This window comes from Stenotrophomonas maltophilia group sp. msm4 (assembly GCF_032025605.1).
Taxonomy (GTDB): Bacteria; Pseudomonadota; Gammaproteobacteria; order Xanthomonadales; family Xanthomonadaceae; genus Stenotrophomonas; species Stenotrophomonas sepilia.
In genome coordinates this window covers 38,476-57,889 of sequence record NZ_JAVSKK010000005.1, presented here as the reverse complement: position 1 = coordinate 57,889, position 19,414 = coordinate 38,476, and the positions used below count along the sequence as shown (strand labels likewise).

The following is a 19,414-nucleotide window of genomic DNA, read 5'->3' as shown; positions in this document are numbered from 1 at the left end:
TCGGCCGTCCGATCAAGCGGGGCGCGAAGCGCCGAAGTCCAGGGTGACACGCGTCCCGCGCGGTTGGCGGGGCTGCAACTGCAGCGTCCAGCCCAGGTGCTCGCACAGCCGCGCGATCAGGTCCAGGCCGATGCCACTGCCTCGATCGGCACGCTCGCCGCGGGCCATGCGCGCGTGGATCGCCGCGATCTCCTCCGGGCTCATCCCATGCCCGGGGTCCTGCAGGGTCAGTACCGCCGACGAACTCAGCTGCAGCTCGATATGGCCGCGGCCGCTGTTTTCGATGGCATTGCGCAGCAGGTTGCCGATCGCCGCCTGCACCACCGCCAGCGGCGCGACGATATCCACCGGCGCAGCCTGGATGCCGATGCTCAGGTCCTTGTCGCCGAGCAGGTGGCGATGGTCGTCGACGATCTCCGGCAGCAGCTGGTCCAGTGCGATGCGCTCGGCACGCGCGGCCAGGCGCGCAGGATCACGCGCCAGCACCAGCAGCAGCTCGATCAGCTGCTCCACGCTCTGTGCCGTGCGCAGGACCCGCTGCATCTGTTGGCGGGCACGTTCGGGCAGGCCCGGTTGCTCCAGCGCCAGCTCGGCTGCACCGGTCATCACTGCGATCGGCGTGCGCAGTTCGTGGCTGGCGGTACTGATGAAGACCCGCTCACGCTCGACGAACTGCTCGTTGCGGTCCAGGTAGTCGTTCAGCGCATCGGCGATGGTGTGCAGCTCGGAACTGCCGCGCGGGTCGACCTCGATGCGCTGGCCCTGAACGCCCGGCCGCAATGCGCCGATGTGCTGGGCCAGCAGGCTCAACGGGCGCACCATGCGTTCCATGCCGAAGGACGCCATCAGCACGGTGACGAAGATCATGATCACCCCGGCCAGCATCACCCAGCGCGTGGCGAACTGCTCCAGGTCATGGAAGTCGGAGATGTCCAGCGCCAGCGCGACCCGTCCCATCGACCGGGTCTCGCGCACCATCACCGCCGTCTCCCGGCCTTTGATCATCACGCCGTCGTGAAGGCCCGGATGCAGCGTACGCAGGCTGTCAGGCAGGTTGACTGCATCGAAGCGGTACAGGCTGAGCGTGTCCGAATCCTGCCAGCGATAGTGCGGTTCATGCTCGACGTGCTCGACGATGCTGTCCAGTTCGGAGTTGAGCAGCGCACGCCAGGCGGCATGTTCGGCGTGTTCGTGCACGTAGTTGCCGACGCTGAACACAGCGATCGACAGCAGGGCCAGGTAGCCCAGCAACCACCACACCACGCGCCGGTACAGCGGGCCCGGCCTACGCGCCTTCATCATCATCCTTGCCTGCATCGGCGGCCGCGGTCACCGCAAGGCGGTAACCAACCCGCGGCAGGGTGTGGATCAGCTTGTCGGCAAACGGACCATCGACGCTGCGGCGCAGCTCATAGACATGCGAGCGCAGCAGGTCACCATCCGGTGGCTCGTCGCCCCACAGGGCGAACTCCAGCTGTTGGCGGGTGACCGCACCGGGGCTGGCGCGCATCAGCACCTCCAGCAGCTTCCGGCAGGCCGGGTAGAGGTGGAGCACCTGACCACCCCGCTGGGCTTCGAGGGTCGCCAGGTCCAGCACCAGGTCGCCCACCTGCAGGCGCTTGCGCGGGTTCCGGCCCTGCGCACGCAGCAGCAGCGCCTCCAGCCGAACTTCCAGCTCGGGCAGGGCGAACGGCTTGGTCAGGTAATCGTCGGCACCCGCGCGGAAGCCGGTGATCTTGTCCGGCAGTTCGTCGCGCGCGGTCAGCATGATCACCGGCACCTCCGAAGCCTGCTCGGCGCGCAGGCGACGCAGCACCTCCGGCCCCTCCATGCGCGGCAGCATCCAGTCCAGGATCACCGCGTCGTAGGGATGGCTGCCGGCCAGGTGCAGGCCGGTGATGCCGTCCGGGGCCACGTCGAGCACGTGCCCGCGCGACTCGAAGTAGTCGAACAGGTTGGCCACCAGCTGGCGGTTGTCCTCGATCACCAACAGACGCATGCACGAAACATCCACGGAACTTCGTACCATGGTAGCGCTGCCCATGTCGGAATGCGGTCGCCCCGGCCTCCTCTGACGCTTTTCCAACCCCCGCCACCTCAGAATGGCCGTTTTGCTCCCGGAGCCTGCCGTGCCCGTAGTCCTGCCCCGCCGTTGGCGCCTGCCCCTGTTGTGGCTGTTGATCGTTGCTGCGCTGGCAGCGGGGATCGGCCTTCGGCAGCCGCAGCCACCGGACGAGCCGCGCTTCGTGCTGGCGGCCCGCACCATGGTCGAGAGTGGGCAATGGCTGCTGCCGCACCGGGGCGTGGAGCTGTATGCGGAGAAGCCACCGGTCTTCATGTGGCTGCAGGCGGCGGCCTACGAGATCGTCGGCAGCTGGCAGTGGTCGTTCCTGCTGCCATCGCTGCTGGGCGCCCTGCTCAGCCTGTGGTTGGTGTCGGATCTGGCACGCCGACTGTGGTCACCGCGGCATTCCCTCTACGCCCTGGCGGCGCTGTTCTGCACCCTGCAGTTTGGCCTGATGGCCAAGCGCGCGCAGATCGACATGGTGCTGGTCGGCATGACCACGGTGGCCCTGTGGGGCTTGATGCGCCACCTGTGCGAACGCCGCAACCTGGCTGCCTTGTGGCTGGCGGGGTTCGCCGCTGGCCTCGGCACGGTGACCAAAGGCGTGGGTTTCCTGCCGCTGCTGATGGTCCTGCCGTGGTTCGGCTGGTGGCTGTACCAGCGTCGCCGCGGGCGCAGCGTTGACGGCCCCCACCCGGCAACGCTGCTGTGGCTGATCCCGGCCTTCCTGCTGGGCGTGTCGGTGTGGCTTGCGCCGCTGGGCTGGGCCCTGCTGCACACGCCCAGCGCCGAACTGCAGGCCTACGCGCATGAGCTGTTGTTCAAGCAGACCGGTACCCGCTATGCCAACGCCTGGCACCATCGCCAACCGGCCTGGTACTACCTGCAGGTGATCCTGACCCTGTGGCTGCCGGGCAGCCTGCTGCTGCCGCTGCTGTTCAAGCCGTGGTGGCGCCGCATCCGCCGGGGCGACCGCCGGCAGTGGCTGCTGCTGGGTTGGGCGCTGCTGGTGCTGGTGTTCTTCAGCGCCAGCCCGGGCAAGCGCGAGGTCTATGTGCTGCCGATGCTGCCTGCGATGGCACTGGCGGTTGCGCCGTTGTTGCCGGGCTTGCTGCGCCGGCTGTGCGTGCGCCGGTATCTGTTCGGCTACAGCGTGGTGCTGATGCTGGCCACCGGCGTGCTCGGCGCGATGCTGATGACCGAGCACCCGTGGGCCTTGGCGCAACTGGAGCGCCGGGCCATGCCCGATACGCTGCTGCCGGTGCTGGGTGATGGCCTGCTGACCTTCGCCATCGCGCTGGCCACGTTGGCCGTCTGGTTGCGGGTGCGCCGCGCCACGACCCTGGTGCTGCTGACCCACGGCATGCTGTGGATGCTCTACGGCCTGGTGCTGATCCCGGCACTGGATCCCTACGCATCGGCATCGGCGCTGATGCGCCGCGTCGGCGCGCGGATCGGTCCGGACGCCGAATTGGCGCTGGTCGCCTGGCGCGAGCAGAACCTGCTGCAGGCTGACCGCCCGGTACGCGAGTTCGGCTTCAAGCGGCCCTGGGCCGAGCAATGGCACGATGCCGGCCCCTGGCTCGCCGAAGCGCCGGACAAGCGCTGGTTGCTGGTGCTGGACGAGGCGATGAGTCCCTGCGTGGACCGGGCCAAGGTGATCGACATCGGCATGGCCAACAGGAATCGTTGGCAACTGCTTCCCGGTACGGCCTGGGACCCGCAATGCCACGCCGAACGGGCCGGCTCGACCGCCGAAGAAGACTGAACGTTGACTCGTGCCGGGGAAATCATTAACCCGGCGCGAACGAGCGTCCGACCCTTCTCCGACATGCAGGTGACGAGCATGGCTGCGGATTCCCGAACCCGCCTTCCCTCAGCATGCCCGTTCGTCCCCTTGATTCGATCGCGCCGCTTGCGTCATCGCCACTGGCGTCAAGATTCGCCGTAACTCACTTTTGGCTGCCTGTCGCAATCGGTCTGCCCGTGTTTGCGCTGCTGATGGGGTTCGGCGGCGACCAGTGGGTGGCCGATCACCTGTTCCGCCTTGAGGGCAGCCGATGGGTGCTACAGGACGCCTGGATCACCCGCAGCGTCGTGCACAAGGCCGGTAAATGGTTGAGCACTGCGGCGGCGCTGGTCGTGCTCCTGCTGTGCTTCCACCACTGGCGTAAAGGACGCGATCACACCCTGCGGTGGGCGCTGCTTTATGTCGTACTTGCCCTGGCGCTGGGCACCGGCGTGATCTCCCTGCTGAAGTCACTGGTGCCGATGGAATGCCCTTGGGACTTGCTGCGCTACGGCGGCCACCAGCCATTTATCGGGCTTTTCACCGCACGCCCCGCTGGCATGGCCGCGCAGGCCTGCTTCCCGGCCGGGCACGCCAGTGCCGGCTACGCCTGGCTGTGCCTGTACTATTTCGCCCTCCTATGGCGCCCGTCGTGGCGCTGGGCCGGGTTGTGGATCGGCCTCGGCGCCGGTTTGGTGTTCGGCATCGGCCAGCAGCTGCGCGGTGCGCATTTCCTTTCGCATGACGTCGCCACTGCATTGATCTGCTGGCTGCTTTCGCTCGGCCTCTATCTGATCGCCAAGCGCGTCCTGACACACCGTCAACTGAACCATGCCAACCGCCAGGAGGCAAACGCATGAGCGCATCGGTCCAACGGCCCGCCCGCCTCCCCGCCCTTGCGGGTCTGCGCCACTGGCGGCCGCAGCTGTCCACCGAAGCGCTGATCGCGCTGACCAGCCTGTTCTTCGCGGTGGCCGGCAATGGCCTGTTCTGGCACAGCGCGATGGCCAGCCATCCAGGCAGCCTGCGCTACGCGCTTTCGCTGCTGCTGTTGCTGCTGGGTGCTCACGGCGTGCTGCTGGGCATCCTGGTCTGGCGCTGGAACGCCAAGGTGGTGATCAGCCTGTTGCTGCTGGTGACCGCATTCGCCGCGCACTACATGAGCCGCTACCACATCTACCTGGATGCGGACATGCTGCGCAACGTGCTGGCGACGGACCCCAAGGAAAGCCGCGAGCTGATGACCGTGTCGCTGCTGTGGCCGGTACTGTTGCTGGCCGTGTTGCCGATGGCGGTGTTGTGGCGCGTGCAGCTGCGTCGCCGCAGCTGGGGCCGCACCCTGCTGTGGCGGCTGGGCTTCCTGCTGGTGGCCGCGGTAACCGCCGTCGGCGGCGCGTTGATCTCGTTCCAGGATGTTTCAGCACTGATGCGCAACCAGCGCGAAGTGCGTTACCTCGCCACCCCGGCCAACGTGCTGCTGGGCATGCCGCGTGCACTGCGTGGCGACAACCCGGTGCAGCGCGCACCGAAGCTGCCGATCGGCACCGACGCCAAGGCCACTCCGCGAGCGCCGGCCAGCAAGCCGCGCCTGCTGGTGATCGTCATGGGCGAGACCGTGCGTGCGCAGAACTGGGGCCTCAACGGTGGCCGCAACACCACTCCGGAACTGGCGCAGGCCAGCGTGATCAATTTCCCGGACATGCATTCGTGCGGCACCAGCACGGAGGTCTCGCTGCCGTGCCTGTTCTCGCCGTGGGGCCGCCACGACTACGACGAGAAGAAGATCCGTGCGCACCAGTCGCTGCTGCACGTACTGAACCGCGCCGGCATCGCGCCGCTGTGGCGTGACAACCAGTCCGGCTGCAAGGGCGTGTGCGAGGGCTTGGACTTCCAGTCATTGTCCGACGCCACCACACCCGGCCTGTGCGCCGATGGCCGCTGCATGGACGAGGTCCTGCTGCAGGACCTGGCCACCCAGGTGCGGGCCAAGCCCGGCGACCGGGTGGTGGTGCTGCACCAGCTGGGCAACCACGGCCCGGCCTATTTCGAGCGCTATCCGCCCGCGTTCCGCCGCTTCACCCCGACCTGCGACACCCGTGACATCGGCCGCTGCTCGCGCGAAGAGATCACCAACAGCTATGACAACGCGGTGTTGTACACCGATCATTTCCTGAGCAAGACCATTGGTACCCTGCAGGGCATGCAGGATTACGACACGGCGATGATCTACCTGTCCGACCATGGTGAATCGCTGGGCGAGAAGGGCCTGTTCCTGCATGGCGTGCCGTATGCGATCGCACCGGCCGAGCAGACCCGCGTACCGATGACGATGTGGTTCTCGCCGGGCTTCGCCAGCAGCCGTGGGTTGGACCTGCAGTGCGTGCGCAAGCGTTCGGCGGCCTATACAGACCACGACAACCTGTTCCCGTCGGTGCTGGGCCTGATGCAGGTTAAGACGGCGCTGTACGAGCGCGACCGCGACGTGTTCGCCAACTGCGAAGGTTGAGGGGTGTTTGGCAGGGCTTGCAGCCCTGCACCTGCAGGGGCAACGGCAACGGCCGAAGCAACAGCAGAAGCGGGTTTCCTGAGGGGTGGCGGGGTGGGTCCGGTTGCGGGGGACGCTGCAAGTACGTCCATGTAAGCTCGGTCGCCGCATCCATGCGGCTCACGCCCCCGCAACCGGACCCACCCCGCCTTCGACAGTTTTCCGCGATCTGTTGGAACGATCTTGGGGTCAGATCCGTTTTCCGGAAGAAAACGGATCTGACCCCATTTTGATTGTCGATACCTGACAGATGTGTCGACCAAGGTCGACACCTACCAACAGCCGCCACGATCTGTCAGACGTGGGGCGGTGTGGGCTTGCAGGACCGTTGGCGCCATGGATGGCGCCATCGAGCCCCCATGGTGAAGTGACCCCCGAGACTTGGACGGTGGGGTCAGGCGGCTGCTTGGGCCTGTTCCCGGTACTTTACCGGGCTTAGCCCCTTCAATTTCAATCTGATTCGCTCTTGGTTGTAGTACTTGATGTACTCCACCAGCCCGGCCTCCAGGCTTTCGATGCTGTCAAAGCTGTTCAGGTAGAAGAACTCCGACTTCAGCGTCCCGAAGAAGCTTTCCATTGCCGCATTGTCCAAGCAGTTGCCACGTCGGGACATGCTTTGCTTCAACGAGTGCTTTTCCAGCATGTGCCGGTAGTTCTCATGCTGGTACTGCCAGCCCTGGTCGGAGTGGATCATTGGCCGCTCATCCGGCGAAAGCTTCTTGATGGCCTCCTCCAGCATCTGACCTACCAGATCGAACACAGGCTGGCGCTTGATCTGATAAGCCACGATTTCACCGTTGTAGAGGTCCATGATCGGCGACAGGTACAGCTTCATGCCTTGCACCTTGAACTCGGTGACGTCAGTCACCCACTTCTGGTTGGGCCGCTCGGCATGGAACTGGCGATTGAGGTCATTGCCAACCACAACATTGGCGGCCCCTTTGAAGGACCGGTAGCGCTTCACGCGTACCCGTGATTTCAGGCCCATCTCCCCCATCAGGCGCTGTACCCGCTTGTGATTGGTCCGATGGCCCTGATTGGCCAGTTCCAGCGTCACCGTGCGATACCCATAGCGCCCTTGGCTTTGATCGTAGATTGCCCGGATGCGCTCGCACAGGGCTGCCTCATCCTGATCCGGATGGGCCAGGACATGGTTCTGGTAATAGAACGTACTGCGTGACAGCTCTGCCGCTTCGAGCAGAAGCGACAGCGTATGAACCTGCCTCAATCCTTGGATGGCTTGCGCTTTGCGTCCTGCGCCGCCTGCTCTTCCCGGATCAAGGCATCGAGTTTTTTAGGTAGTCGGTCTCCGCACGCAGATAGGCAACTTCCTTGAGCAGCTCATCGCGGCTCATTTCCTCAGGTGGCTTGGACGAACGGGTCTTTTTCATCGGCTTTCGGGGCGGCGGCGGAGGTGGTGCCAGCGCTTGGGCGACCGCCTTGAGCATACAGGCGACGCCACCGACCCACCGCGCCGGCATCGCCAATTTGAAAGTAAGTGGTGGCCTCCCGCCCGGACATGCCGTCCTGGCCCATCTTCTTCAGGACAGCCAGCTTGAATGCGAGGTCATAGGACTGGGACTGGCGATGAAATCCCCGCCAACCATGCAGCCGATAGGTCGCCACCCAGCGCCTGACCGTGGAGAACTCCAGGCCGTAGCGACGAGCAACGGCTTTGACCGATGTGGAGGTCTTGCAGGCCTGTTTGGCGACCTGCAGTTTGAAACGCGCGTCGTATCTGTTCATGTATCCCTCGGGGTCGGATCTGATGTCCAACTCCCGGGGGTCACTTCATGGATGGGTTTACGGCGTGTCCTGCAAGCCCACACCGCCGCGCCATCCCACGGATACCCCGCTGTTGCGGTTGCTTCGGCGGTTGCTGTTGCTTGTGCTCTGGCCTCTGCGGGTGCCGGGCGCCGCCCGGCCGACTTCCGCCACTTGCGGTGGCAGCGACGGCCCACTAGCCTTCGGCCGTCGTTCACCACCCAAGGACCGCCCGTGAAACACCGTCATCTCCTGCTGGCCTCGGCAATCGCCGCCGCCACGCTGGCCCTGGCCGCCTGCAAGAAGGAAGCTGCCCCAGGCACCGATTCCGCCAGCAGCAGCGCTCCGGCCGGTGAAACCGCCGACCAGTTCGTGGCCCGCATCAATGCCGAATTCAAGGCCGCTTACCCGGAGATGACCTCGGCGCAGTGGCTGTCCTCCACCTACATCAACGGTGATTCGGAACGCATTGCGGCCAAGGCCAACGAGCGTTCGCTGACGCAGCTCAACAGCTGGATCGAACAGGCCGCCAAGTTCGACGGCAAGCCGATGAGCGAGGACAGCAAGCGCGCGATCCACCTGCTGAAGCTGATGTCCTCGATGCCTGCACCGCGCGACCCGGCCAAGCTGGCCGAGCTGACCCAGATCGCCACGCGCATGGAAGGCAGCTACGGTGCCGGCAAGTACTGCACCGATGCCAATGATCCGAACTCCTGCCGCCAGCTGGGCGAGCTGGAACAGGTGCTGGCGCGCAGCCGCGACTATGACAAGCAGCTCGACGCCTGGCAGGGCTGGCACAGCACCACCAAGAGCATGCGCGGCGACTACCAGAAGTTCGTCGGCCTGGTGAACGAAGGCGCCAAGGGCATGGGCTTTGCCGACGCCGGCCAGATGTGGCGCAGCGGCTACGACATGCCGCCGGAGCAGATCGGCCCGGAAACCGACCGGCTCTGGGAACAGGTCAAGCCGATGTACGAGCAGCTGCACTGCTATGCACGCGGCAAGCTGGACAAGACCTACGGCAAGGACAAGGCCGAAGTGGGCAACGGCCTGATTGCCGCGCACCTGCTGGGCAACATGTGGCAGCAGGACTGGTCGAACCTGTGGGACCAGCTGGAACCGTACCCGGGTGCCGGCAGCCTGGACATCACCGCTGCACTGGAAAAGCAGTACCAGGCCAACCTGAGCGCGGCGCTGGCCAAGGCCGGCAAGGACGCCAACGTGGCGGCCCAGTACAAGGCCCAGCGCGAAGCCGAACTGCGTACCGCCAAGCAGATGACCGAACGCGCACAGGACTTCTATGTGTCGCTGGGCATGCCGTCGCTGCCGCAGTCGTACTGGGAACGCACCCAGTTCATCAAGCCCGACGACCGCGATGTGGTCTGCCACGCCAGCGCCTGGGACATGAACATGGAAGGCGATGTGCGCACCAAGATGTGCATCAAGCCGAACGAAGAGAACTTCACCACCATCTACCACGAGCTGGGCCATATCTATTACGACCTGGCCTACAACCCGCTGCCGCCGCTGTTCCAGGGCGGTGCCAACGATGGCTTCCATGAGGCGATCGGCGACACCATCGTGCTGGCGATGACGCCCAAGTACCTCAGCTCGATCGGCCTGGTCGATGCACCGACCGAGAGCCGCGAAGCGGTCATCAACAACCAGATGCGCATGGCGCTGTCGGGCGTGTCGTTCCTGCCGTTCGGGCTGATGATCGACCGCTGGCGCTGGGGCGTGTTCGATGGTTCGATCACCGCCGACAACTACAACAAGGCGTGGTGGGACCTGAAGGCCAAGTACCAGGGCGTGGCCCCGGCCAGCCCCCGTGGCGAGGAATTCTTCGATCCGGGCGCGAAGTACCACGTGCCGGGCAACACCCCCTACACCCGCTACTTCCTGGCCCGCATCCTGCAGTTCCAGTTCTACAAGGGCCTGTGCGATGCAGCCGGCTACAAGGGCCCGCTGCACGAGTGCACCTTCTACGGCAACAAGGAAGCCGGCCAGAAATACTGGGCGATGCTGAGCAAGGGTGCCAGCCAGCCGTGGCAGGCCACGCTGAAGGAGCTGACCGGCACCGACAAGCTCGATGCCGGCCCGATGATCGAGTACTTCACTCCGGTCAACGAGTGGCTGAAGCAGCAGAACGAAGGCCAGATGTGTGGCTGGCAGGCCAACGCGGCCCCGGCGGCGAAATGAGAAAAGGGGCGGATCCGCAAGGATCCGCCCCTTCTCCGTGTTGTAGAGCCGAGCCATGCTCGGCTCTACAGATTCGGCGCGATCAGCTGTCCTTCTTCGCCGCCATCGCCGCGGCCAGTTCCGCCTTGAATTCCTCGAAGGTCTGGCCCTTCTCTTTCGCTTCGGCGTGCGCGGCGTCGCGCAGCGCATCGGAGTACATCAGGCGCACCGGCGTGCCGTTGCGCTCGTGCAGTTCACCGGCCTGCATGATCAGCGCCAGTACCTGTGCGGCGGAGTCACTGTGGCCGGCGATACGGCCGTCCATGCCCAGCACCCATTCACCGTCGCGGCGCACGACACCGGCCAGCAGGGTGCGCTGCGCGTCGCGCAGTTCGGCATGCGGCTCCACCGGCGAGGCCTGGGCAGCGGCCTTGTTGGCGGCCTGCTTTTCCTGGCGACGGCGCTGGTCGCGGCGGGTCTTGGAGCTGGTGGACATGGTGCAATACCGCTGCGAGGGGGGCGCAAGGATAGCGCACCCCACCCGCCACGCCGCTTCACACCCCCTCAATCCAGCACTTTGCCGTGCCGCCAGTAGCCCATGAAGCTGATCGCGCGGCGATCCAGCCCGCAGTCGCGGACCAGATGACGACGGATCGCCATCACCGCCGCTGCCTCGCCTGCCACCCAGGCATACAGCGGCCCGACCACGCGGGTATCGGCCTGTTCCCAGAGGATCTGCGTATCGACGTCGATCTCCTCCGGCGCATCGCCGGCAGCCACGCCCGAGGCCGCTGCCAGCCGCGCCTGCACCGCCTGCAACAGAGGCGCCCCGTACGCCGCGCGCCCGCGCGGCAGCCAGACCAGCTCGGCGGAAGCCGGTGCCTTCAGCGGCACCGCGTCGCCGGCCTGCGCCACTTCCAGCAGCGCCAGCGTACGCGGCGGATCCACCATGGCCGCCAGTTCCTCAAGAATGCCGGCCACCGCCGGTAACGCGGTTTCATCGGCCACCAGCAGCACCTGGCCGACGCCGGCCGGCGGCTTCCATTCCCAACCTTCGCTGCTGTCGGCACAGTCGGCATCGGGAGCCAGCAACACCACACGGTCGCCGGGGCGTGCATGGATGGCCCAGCGCGAGGCCGGCCCGGTCTCGCCATGCAGCACGAAATCAACATCGACTTCGCCCAGCTCTGCACGCAGCTGGCGGATGGTATAGGTGCGCATCGGCGGGCGCTGATCGTCCGGCAGCGCCCGGTAGCGGGGATACCAGTCCTCGCCGCTGGGCACCTGTGGCAGGTCCTGCCCGGGCAAGGGGAAGAATACCTTGATGCGCTGGTCCGGGCCTTCGGTCTTCATCCGCGCCACGTCGGCGCCGGTGAACACCATGCGGTCCAGGGAAGGGGAAAGAACGCGGCGCTCCTTCAGCGCCACCTCGAACAGGCGGTAGGTCTGCTGCGCAGCCATGGCGAAACCTCATGCAACGACATTGGGTCGGCTGGCTGTCGTGCACCCACGCACCGGCTGGCTGGAATGCCCAGCCTAGTCCGGCCGTTCCCTGCCGCAAGTGTTTCGGGCATCGCGGCCCACCCTACCCCTGCGCGCTGCTCAGTGACCCGTGCAGGCTGCCTGCGCCGCGCGCTCGCGCTGGTGTTCCCAGTACCAGAACACGAAACCGGCGCCGAAGAACGCCGCCTGGCCCAGTGCCAGGTGCAGCGGGCTGCCGCTCAGCAGTGGTGACACCACGCCGGCCACCACGGTGCTGATCATCAGCTGCACGAAGGCCTGCAGCGACGAGGCCAGGCCGCGCTGATGCGGGTACATGTCCAGCACCGCCAGCGCCAGGATCGGGAAGATCAGCGCCATGCCCATGCCACCCAGGAAGATCGGCAGTACCGCCCATGGCAGCACGAACTGTGGCGACAGCACCACGTAGCCAACGTTCAACAGCACTGACAATGCGCACAGGCCGAAACCAATGGAGACCTGGCGGGTGGGCGTGGTGTGCCCGGCCATGCGCCCGGACAGGAATGAGCCGGTGGTCATGCCGCCGATGGTCGGGATGAACAACCAGGCGAAACCGCCCTCGCCCAGGTGCAGGTGCTGCATCACGAACACCGGCGCCGAGGAGATGTACAGGAAGATTCCACCAAAGCCGATGCTGCCGGCCAGCGCCAGGCGCAGGAAGCGTGGATTGAAACCGATGCGCACGTAATCACGCAGCAGCACGCGCGGCGACAACGGCACGCGCGCTTCGACGGGATGGGTCTCGGGCAGGTAGCGTGCAGTGGCCGCCAGCAGGACCAGCCCGAACACCACCAGGAACCAGAAGATCAGCGGCCACCCCGCGCCACTGAGCAGGATCCAGCCACCGATGATCGGCGCGATGGCCGGGGCGATGCCGAACAGCATGGACACCTGGCTCATCAGCCGCTGCGCGTCATGGCCGTGGTACAGATCGCGGATCACCGCGCGGCCGACGATCATGCCGACACCCGCCGACAGGCCCTGCAGCGCACGGAACGCCAGCAGCGTGGTCAGGTCGGTGGACAGTGCGCAGCCCACCGAGGCGCCGACGAACACCACCAGGCCACCGAGGATCACCCGCTTGCGGCCCCAGGCGTCGGACAGCGGACCGTGCGCCAGGCTCATCAGGCCGTAGAACAGCAGGTAGACGCTGATGGTCTGCTGCACCGCCACCTCGTCCACCGCCAGGCGCTGGGCCAGCTGCGGGAAGGCCGGGAAGATGGTGTCGATCGAGAACGGGCCGAACATGGCCAGGCCGGCAAGCAGCAGGGCCATGCGGCGGGTGGAGGGAGCAACAGCGGCGGTCATGGGAAAGGCGTCCGGCAGGGCCATGCGTGGCACGCACGGCGGGCGCCGGTCCCTGTCTGCAGGGAGGGCGCCAGATGAATTCGGGTATCTGGCCATCATAGGTGGGGATTGCGCCTGATGCCATGCAGCGATGCACAAAACGCACGTCCGGGCCATCGGCCATTCAGGCGCAGCGGCCAGGCCCGTAGACGGCCAGCGGGGCCGCAACGGGCTATAATCGGCGGGCAACACGGTGGGAGAAGCGGAACACCGCTGCCGAAGGCGCAACGCCCGTAATCGCTCAGGCCCGATACCACCCGTAACAGAACTCTGGAGAGACCGGTTCGATCCGGCGCCGAAGGGGCACGAAGCCGCGGTTTTCCGCGCTTCCAAACTCTCAGGCAAAAGGACAGAGGGGCGCCCCGCAGACCGCCGACCGGCGGCTTGTGCCCGTGCGTGTGCCCTTTCCTGACGGATCCTTCGCCATGTCCCAGAACACCCCTTCCCTGCGTGAGCTCGAGCACCACAATGCGTTCGTCGAGCGCCACATCGGCCCCAACGATGCCGAGATCGCGCAGATGCTCGACGTCGTCGGCCACGCGTCGCTGGATGCGATGACCGATGCCATCGTGCCGGCCAAGATCAAGTCGCCGGCGCCGCTGGCGCTGCCGGAGTCGATGACCGAAGTGCAGGCACTGGCGAAGATCCGTGCGATCGCCGACAAGAACACCGTGCTGCGCAGCTTCATCGGCCAGGGCTACTACGGTACCCACACCCCGAACGTGATCCTGCGCAACATCCTGGAAAACCCGGCCTGGTACACCGCCTACACCCCGTACCAGGCCGAGATCTCGCAGGGCCGCATGGAAGCGCTGATCAACTTCCAGACCCTGTGCGCCGACCTGACCGGCATGGAGATCGCCAACGCCTCGCTGCTGGACGAAGCCACTGCCGCCGCCGAAGCGATGACCCTGGCCAAGCGTTCGGCCAAGTCGAAGTCGGACACCTTCTTCGTGCACGACGCCGTGCACCCGCAGACCCTGGAACTGCTGCGCACCCGCGCAGAACCGATGGGCATCGTGCTGCGCGTCGGCACCCCCGCCGAAGCACTGGAAGCGGAAGCCTTCGGCCTGCTGCTGCAGTACCCGGACACCTTCGGCCAGATCGGCGATTACAAGGCCCTGGTCGAGGCCGTGCACGCACGCGGCGGCTTGGTGGCCGTGGCCACCGACCTGCTGGCGCTGACCCTGCTGGCCGCACCGGGCGAATGGGGCGCGGACATCGTGGTCGGCAACAGTCAGCGTTTCGGCGTGCCGTTCGGCTTCGGCGGCCCGCACGCCGCGTTCATGGCCTGCCGTGACGCCTACAAGCGCTCGATGCCGGGCCGCCTGATCGGTGTCTCCATCGATGCCCAGGGCAACCCGGCCTATCGCCTGACCCTGCAGACCCGTGAGCAGCACATCCGCCGCGAGAAGGCGACGTCGAACATCTGTACCGCACAGGTGCTGCTGGCGGTGATGGCCTCGATGTATGCGGTCTACCACGGTCCGGAAGGCCTGACCCGCATCGCCCGGCGCACCCACCGCCTGGCTTCGATCCTGGCTGCGGCACTGCGCAACGCCGGCGTGCAGGTCGGTGGCGACTTCTTCGACACCCTGCACATCACCGGCGTGCATGCCGATGAGATCCACGCCAAGGCACGCGCCGCCGGTTACAACCTGCGCGCGATCGACAGCGACTCGGTCGGCATCAGCCTGGACGAGACCGCCACCCGCGCCGACGTGGTCGCGCTGGCCACCGTGTTCGGCGCGCAGGCTGACGTCGAGGCGCTGGACGCCAGCACCGCCGACGCGCTGCCGGCCGGCCTGCTGCGCCAGTCCGCGTTCCTGACCCATCCGGTGTTCAACACCCACCACAGCGAGCACGAACTGCTGCGCTACCTGCGTTCGCTGGCCGACAAGGACCTGGCGATGGACCGCACGATGATCCCGCTGGGCTCGTGCACCATGAAGCTCAACGCCACCGCCGAGATGATCCCGGTGACCTGGCCGGAGTTCTCGCAGATCCACCCGCTGGTGCCGGCCGACCAGGCGCTGGGCTACAAGGAACTGATCGACACGCTGGAAGCGATGCTGGTCGAATGCACCGGCTACGACGCGGTCAGCCTGCAGCCGAACTCCGGCGCGCAGGGCGAGTACGCCGGCCTGCTGGCGATCCGTGCCTACCACCGCTCGCGCGGCGAAGGCCACCGCGACATCTGCCTGATCCCGGACTCGGCGCACGGCACCAACCCGGCCTCGGCGCAGATGTGCGGCATGAAGGTCGTGGTGACCAAGACCGATGCCAACGGCAACGTCGACGTCGAGGACATCCGCCTCAACGCCGAGAAGTACAGCGACCGCCTGGCCGCAATCATGATGACCTACCCGTCCACGCACGGCGTGTTCGAGGAAGAGGTGGTCGAGATCTGCGAGATCATCCACAAGCACGGCGGCCAGGTGTACACCGACGGCGCCAACATGAACGCCCTGGTCGGCGTGGCCAAGCCGGGCAAGTGGGGTTCGGACGTTTCGCACCTGAACCTGCACAAGACCTTCTGCATCCCGCACGGCGGTGGTGGCCCGGGCGTGGGCCCATGCGCGGTCAAGGAGCACCTGGCCCCGTTCCTGCCGGGCAAGCTGGGTGACAACGGCCCGGTCGGCATGGTCAGCGCGGCCAGCTTCGGCAGTGCTTCGATCCTGCCGATCAGCTGGATGTACATCGCGATGATGGGCCGCGAAGGCCTGCGCAAGGCCACCCAGGTCGCGCAGCTCAACGCCAACTACATTGCCAAGCGCCTGGCCCCGCACTTCAAGACCCTGTACACCGGCCGTAACGGCCTGGTGGCGCACGAGTGCATCCTGGACGTGCGCCCGCTGGAGAAGACCAGCGGCATCGGTGCCGAGGACGTCGCCAAGCGCCTGATCGACTTCGGCTTCCACGCCCCGACCCTGAGCTTCCCGGTGGCCGGCACGCTGATGGTCGAGCCAACCGAGAGCGAGTCGCTGCACGAGCTGGACCGTTTCATCAACGCGATGATCCAGATCCGAGAGGAAATCAGCGCGATCGAAGACGGCCGCCTGGACCGCGAGGACAACCCGCTGAAGAACGCGCCGCACACCGCCACCGCGGTGACCGCCAGCGAGTGGACCCACGCCTATCCGCGCGAACTGGCCGCCTTCCCGCTGGCCAGCCTGAAGCAGAGCAAGTACTGGCCGCCGGTGGCACGCGTCGACAACGTGTACGGTGACAAGAACGTGATGTGCGCCTGCATCCCGGTCGATGCCTACAAGGATGATGAAGTCGAGGCTTGATTCCTCACTGCATCGATAAAGAAAACGGCCCGCGCAAGCGGGCCGTTTTCATGAGGGCGTGTGAACCAGGGTCCACACCCACAGTTACCCGATCACGGGTCCGGCATCTGCCCCAGGCTCAGCTGCCACGACACCCCGAAGCGGTCCTGCACCCAGCCGTAGCGATTGCTGAAGTCGTAATCACCCACCGGCATCAACCAATGGCCGCCCTCGCCCAGCACGCGTGCCGCACGCTCGAACTGCTCGGCACCGGAACACTCGACGAACAACGAGATCGACGGCGAGAAGGTGAAATCGTGCACGTCCAGGCTGTCAAAGCACAGGTAATGCGTGCCACCGAGCAGGAAGATCGCCTGGCGGACCTGGCCGGGCACGCCGGCGCCGGCCCCCTCGGGGTGGCGTTGCAGGGCCAGCAGGCGGAAATCGGCGAAGGCTTCGGCGTACAGGGCCAGGGCGGCCTCGGCCTGGCCGGTGAACATCAGGAAGGGACGGCTGCGCAGCATGCGGTACTCCTGGTCGACGGGCCGCTGGCGGCCCACGCGATCAGGATGGCACGGCGGATGTATGCCGGCTGTAGAGCCGAGCCCGCGCTCGGCTGGCGGCTACGCGAACAGCAGCCGACCGCAGGGTCGGCTCTACAGAAACTACAGCAACCGCAGCCGACCGTAGGGTCGGCTCTACAGCTTCAGTCACGCCTCGCGCATGCGCCGGGCGATGGCGCTGCCGGCGGCGATGGTGGCGGTCAGCGCCACCATCGACAGGAACTGCAGGCGGGTGTGCGCCTCGCTCAGCAGCAGGCCGAAGATCAGCGCCAGGATCGCCAGCGCGCAGCAGGTCAGCCACGGGAAACCGGCCATGCGGAATGGCAGCCGGGTACCCAGGCGATCGGCGCGGCGGCGCAGCACCAGCTGCGAAACCAGCGACAGCGTCCACACCAGCAGGCAGGTGGAACCGACGATGTTCAGCAGCACCGGCAGCACCCGGTCCGGGAACAGCAGCTCCATCACCGTGGCCGCAAAGCCGAACAGCACGCTGGCCAGCACGGCGATGACCGGCACCTGCCGCGGATCGGTCCAGCCCAGCACGGCCGGCGCTTCGCGGCGCTGCGCCAGCGAATACATCATGCGCGAGGCGCCGTAGAGGTTGGCATTGAGTGCCGACAGCAGCGCGATCACCGCGATCAGGGTGATGGCGGTGCCTGCGCCCGGAATGCGCGCAATGTCCAGCACGGCGGCGAAGGGCGACTTCAGTGCTTCGCTGGTCCACGGCACCACGGCGATGATCACGCTCAGCGAGCCGATGTAGAACACCAGGATGCGCCAGGCCACGGTACGGATGGCACGGGCGATGCTGCGTTCGGGATCTTCGGTTTCGGCCGCCGCAACGGCGACGATTTCGGTGCCGCCGAAGGCAAAAACGACAACCAGCAGCGCCGCACCGATCCCGGCCAGGCCCTTCGGTGCGAAACCGCCGTGTCCGGTGAAGTTGCTCAGGCCAGGTGAGGTGACCTGCGGCAGCCAGCCCATCAGCAGTGCCACGCCGATGGCAATGAAGGCCAGGATCGCCGCCACTTTCAGGATGGCGAACCAGAATTCGAACTCGCCGAAGTTCTTCACCCCGAGCAGGTTGATCGCAGTGAAAAACAGCATGAAGGCCAACGCAGCCATCGGCACCGGCACCACCGGCCAGACCGTGGCAAGCAACCCGGCCGCACCGACCGCCTCGGCGGCGATCACGATCACCAGCTGCACCCACCACAACCAGCCGACCGTGGCGCCAGCGGTGGCGCCCATGGCATCGGCGGCGTACACCGAGAACGCGCCGCTGGTCGGTTTGGCCGCCGCCATCTCGCCCAGTGCGTTCATCACGATGATCACCAGCGCGCCAGCGACCAGATACGAGACCAGAACGGCCGGACCGGCCGCCTGCACACCCACGCCCGAGCCGAGGAACAGGCCGGCGCCGATGGCACTGCCCAGGCCCATCATGATCAGCTGGCGGGGCTTGAGCGAATGTCCGAGGCGGGACGGCGAAGCGGTCGGAATCGAATTGGGCATCGGCGGGGCTGGCGGCGGGCTACAGGGGCGACACCTTACCCTGTCCCAGGCCCGCGGGGATAGGCACAGCGCAGCAGGGGGCTCAGGCCAGTGCGGGCTCGCCGACGTTGCCGCCGATCCGGGCGCGATAGGCGCGCGGCGAGAAACCGGTTTCAGCCTTGAACTTGCGGGTGAAGGCGCTCTGGTCACTGAAACCGCAGGCCTGGCCGATGCAGGCAATGCTGTCGTCGCCATGCAGCAAGTGCATGGCCATCTGGATCCGCAGCCGGGTCAGCACCTGCTGCGGGGTCATCTGGAACACCTTGCGGAAACTGCGCTCCAGCTTGGACAGCGAAAAGCCGGTGATGTCCAGCAGGGTCTGCATGCGCACGTTCTCGGCGTAGTGCGCGTTGAGGTGGGCCAGGGCCAGCCGCAGCTGCTCGTACTGGGCGCCCAGGCTGTCCTTCTGGCCCAGGTCGCGGGAAATGCCGATCAGGCCCTCGATGGCGCCATCGACCAGCAACGGGCGCTTGCAGGTCAGGCACCAGCCCGGTTCGCGGTTGGCGAACAGGTGCAGCTCCATCAGGTTCTCGATCACCTCGCCGGACAGCACGCGGGCGTCCTGGTCGACATAGTCCGCGCTGAGGCCGGTCGGGTAGATCTCGGCCGCTGTGCGCCCGATCACGTCCTTGCGCGCGCGCAGGCCCAGCCGTCGCAGCATGGTCTGGTTGACGTGGGTGTACCGCCCCTGGCGGTCCTTGATGAAGAACAGCACGTCCGGGATGGCGTCGAACAGGGCTTCGATGTCGGAGGGCTCGACTCGCATGGGGCAAGCATACCCGAGCCTGCTTTTGCCCGTACGTTCACCTTTGCCGG

Annotated in this window: 13 protein-coding genes, 1 pseudogene and 1 riboswitch; of the genes and pseudogenes, 5 read left to right on the top strand and 9 right to left on the bottom strand. The window is 66.4% G+C overall.

Annotated elements, in window-relative coordinates; genetic code table 11:
- Positions 1–12: 12 nt before the first annotated feature.
- Together ROV93_RS21420 and ROV93_RS21415 are read right to left on the bottom strand one after the other, a co-directional pair.
- On the bottom strand, positions 13–1,299 hold the full coding sequence (locus ROV93_RS21420) for a HAMP domain-containing sensor histidine kinase (RefSeq protein WP_088497636.1): 1,287 nt from the start codon (positions 1,297–1,299) through the stop codon (positions 13–15).
- Complete coding sequence (locus tag ROV93_RS21415; protein WP_072169171.1) at positions 1,286–1,999, bottom strand: response regulator transcription factor; 714 nt, start codon at positions 1,997–1,999, stop codon at positions 1,286–1,288. The genes ROV93_RS21420 and ROV93_RS21415 overlap by 14 nt, the downstream gene beginning before the upstream one ends.
- Before the next feature lie 130 nt (positions 2,000–2,129).
- Between ROV93_RS21415 and ROV93_RS21410 the strand changes: the two genes are divergently transcribed.
- The 3 genes from ROV93_RS21410 to ROV93_RS21400 all read left to right on the top strand — a co-directional run bounded on the left by ROV93_RS21410 (position 2,130) and on the right by ROV93_RS21400 (position 6,360).
- Complete coding sequence (locus ROV93_RS21410) at positions 2,130–3,833, top strand: glycosyltransferase family 39 protein (protein ID WP_072169172.1); 1,704 nt, start codon at positions 2,130–2,132, stop codon at positions 3,831–3,833.
- A 113-nt stretch (positions 3,834–3,946) separates the two neighbouring features.
- On the top strand, positions 3,947–4,714 hold the full coding sequence (locus ROV93_RS21405) for a phosphatase PAP2 family protein (RefSeq protein WP_072169173.1): 768 nt from the start codon (positions 3,947–3,949) through the stop codon (positions 4,712–4,714).
- Complete coding sequence (locus ROV93_RS21400; protein ID WP_072169174.1) at positions 4,711–6,360, top strand: phosphoethanolamine--lipid A transferase; 1,650 nt, start codon at positions 4,711–4,713, stop codon at positions 6,358–6,360. The genes ROV93_RS21405 and ROV93_RS21400 overlap by 4 nt, the downstream gene beginning before the upstream one ends.
- 433 nt (positions 6,361–6,793) lie before the next feature.
- Here ROV93_RS21400 and ROV93_RS21395 read toward each other — a convergent pair.
- Positions 6,794–8,145 (bottom strand): annotated as a pseudogene (locus tag ROV93_RS21395) (IS3 family transposase).
- A gap of 252 nt (positions 8,146–8,397) precedes the next feature.
- On the opposite strand from ROV93_RS21395, the gene ROV93_RS21390 reads away from it, so the two are divergent.
- Entirely contained in the window at positions 8,398–10,362 is a 1,965-nt protein-coding gene (locus ROV93_RS21390) for a M2 family metallopeptidase (protein WP_072168602.1), read from the top strand.
- Positions 10,363–10,444: 82 nt separating this feature from the next.
- Here ROV93_RS21390 and ROV93_RS21385 read toward each other — a convergent pair whose 3' ends face one another.
- From ROV93_RS21385 to ROV93_RS21375, 3 genes are all read right to left on the bottom strand, one after another.
- A complete protein-coding gene (locus tag ROV93_RS21385) occupies positions 10,445–10,837 on the bottom strand; it encodes a hypothetical protein (RefSeq protein WP_005418286.1) in 393 nt (130 codons plus the stop codon).
- Positions 10,838–10,905: 68 nt separating this feature from the next.
- Positions 10,906–11,802 (bottom strand): siderophore-interacting protein, encoded by an 897-nt coding sequence (locus ROV93_RS21380; protein WP_072168601.1) that lies wholly within the window; start codon positions 11,800–11,802, stop codon positions 10,906–10,908.
- Positions 11,803–11,943: 141 nt separating this feature from the next.
- Complete coding sequence (locus ROV93_RS21375) at positions 11,944–13,170, bottom strand: multidrug effflux MFS transporter (protein ID WP_072168607.1); 1,227 nt, start codon at positions 13,168–13,170, stop codon at positions 11,944–11,946.
- A 299-nt stretch (positions 13,171–13,469) separates the two neighbouring features.
- Positions 13,470–13,572, top strand: a riboswitch (glycine riboswitch).
- 62 nt (positions 13,573–13,634) lie between these two features.
- Here ROV93_RS21375 and gcvP point away from each other — a divergent pair.
- Positions 13,635–16,502, top strand: coding sequence for an aminomethyl-transferring glycine dehydrogenase (gcvP, locus tag ROV93_RS21370; RefSeq protein WP_072168600.1), 2,868 nt, complete (start codon positions 13,635–13,637; stop codon positions 16,500–16,502).
- Between the two features lie 92 nt (positions 16,503–16,594).
- Here the strand turns inward: gcvP and ROV93_RS21365 are convergent, their stop codons facing one another.
- The 3 genes from ROV93_RS21365 to ROV93_RS21355 all read right to left on the bottom strand — a co-directional run bounded on the left by ROV93_RS21365 (position 16,595) and on the right by ROV93_RS21355 (position 19,364).
- Entirely contained in the window at positions 16,595–17,005 is a 411-nt protein-coding gene (locus ROV93_RS21365; RefSeq protein WP_005418291.1) for a VOC family protein, read from the bottom strand.
- Positions 17,006–17,191: 186 nt separating this feature from the next.
- Positions 17,192–18,559, bottom strand: a complete 1,368-nt coding sequence (locus ROV93_RS21360) for an amino acid permease (protein WP_061478840.1) — start codon at positions 18,557–18,559, stop codon at positions 17,192–17,194.
- An 82-nt stretch (positions 18,560–18,641) separates the two neighbouring features.
- Positions 18,642–19,364, bottom strand: coding sequence for an AraC family transcriptional regulator (locus ROV93_RS21355; protein WP_072168597.1), 723 nt, complete (start codon positions 19,362–19,364; stop codon positions 18,642–18,644).
- Positions 19,365–19,414 lie beyond the last annotated feature (50 nt).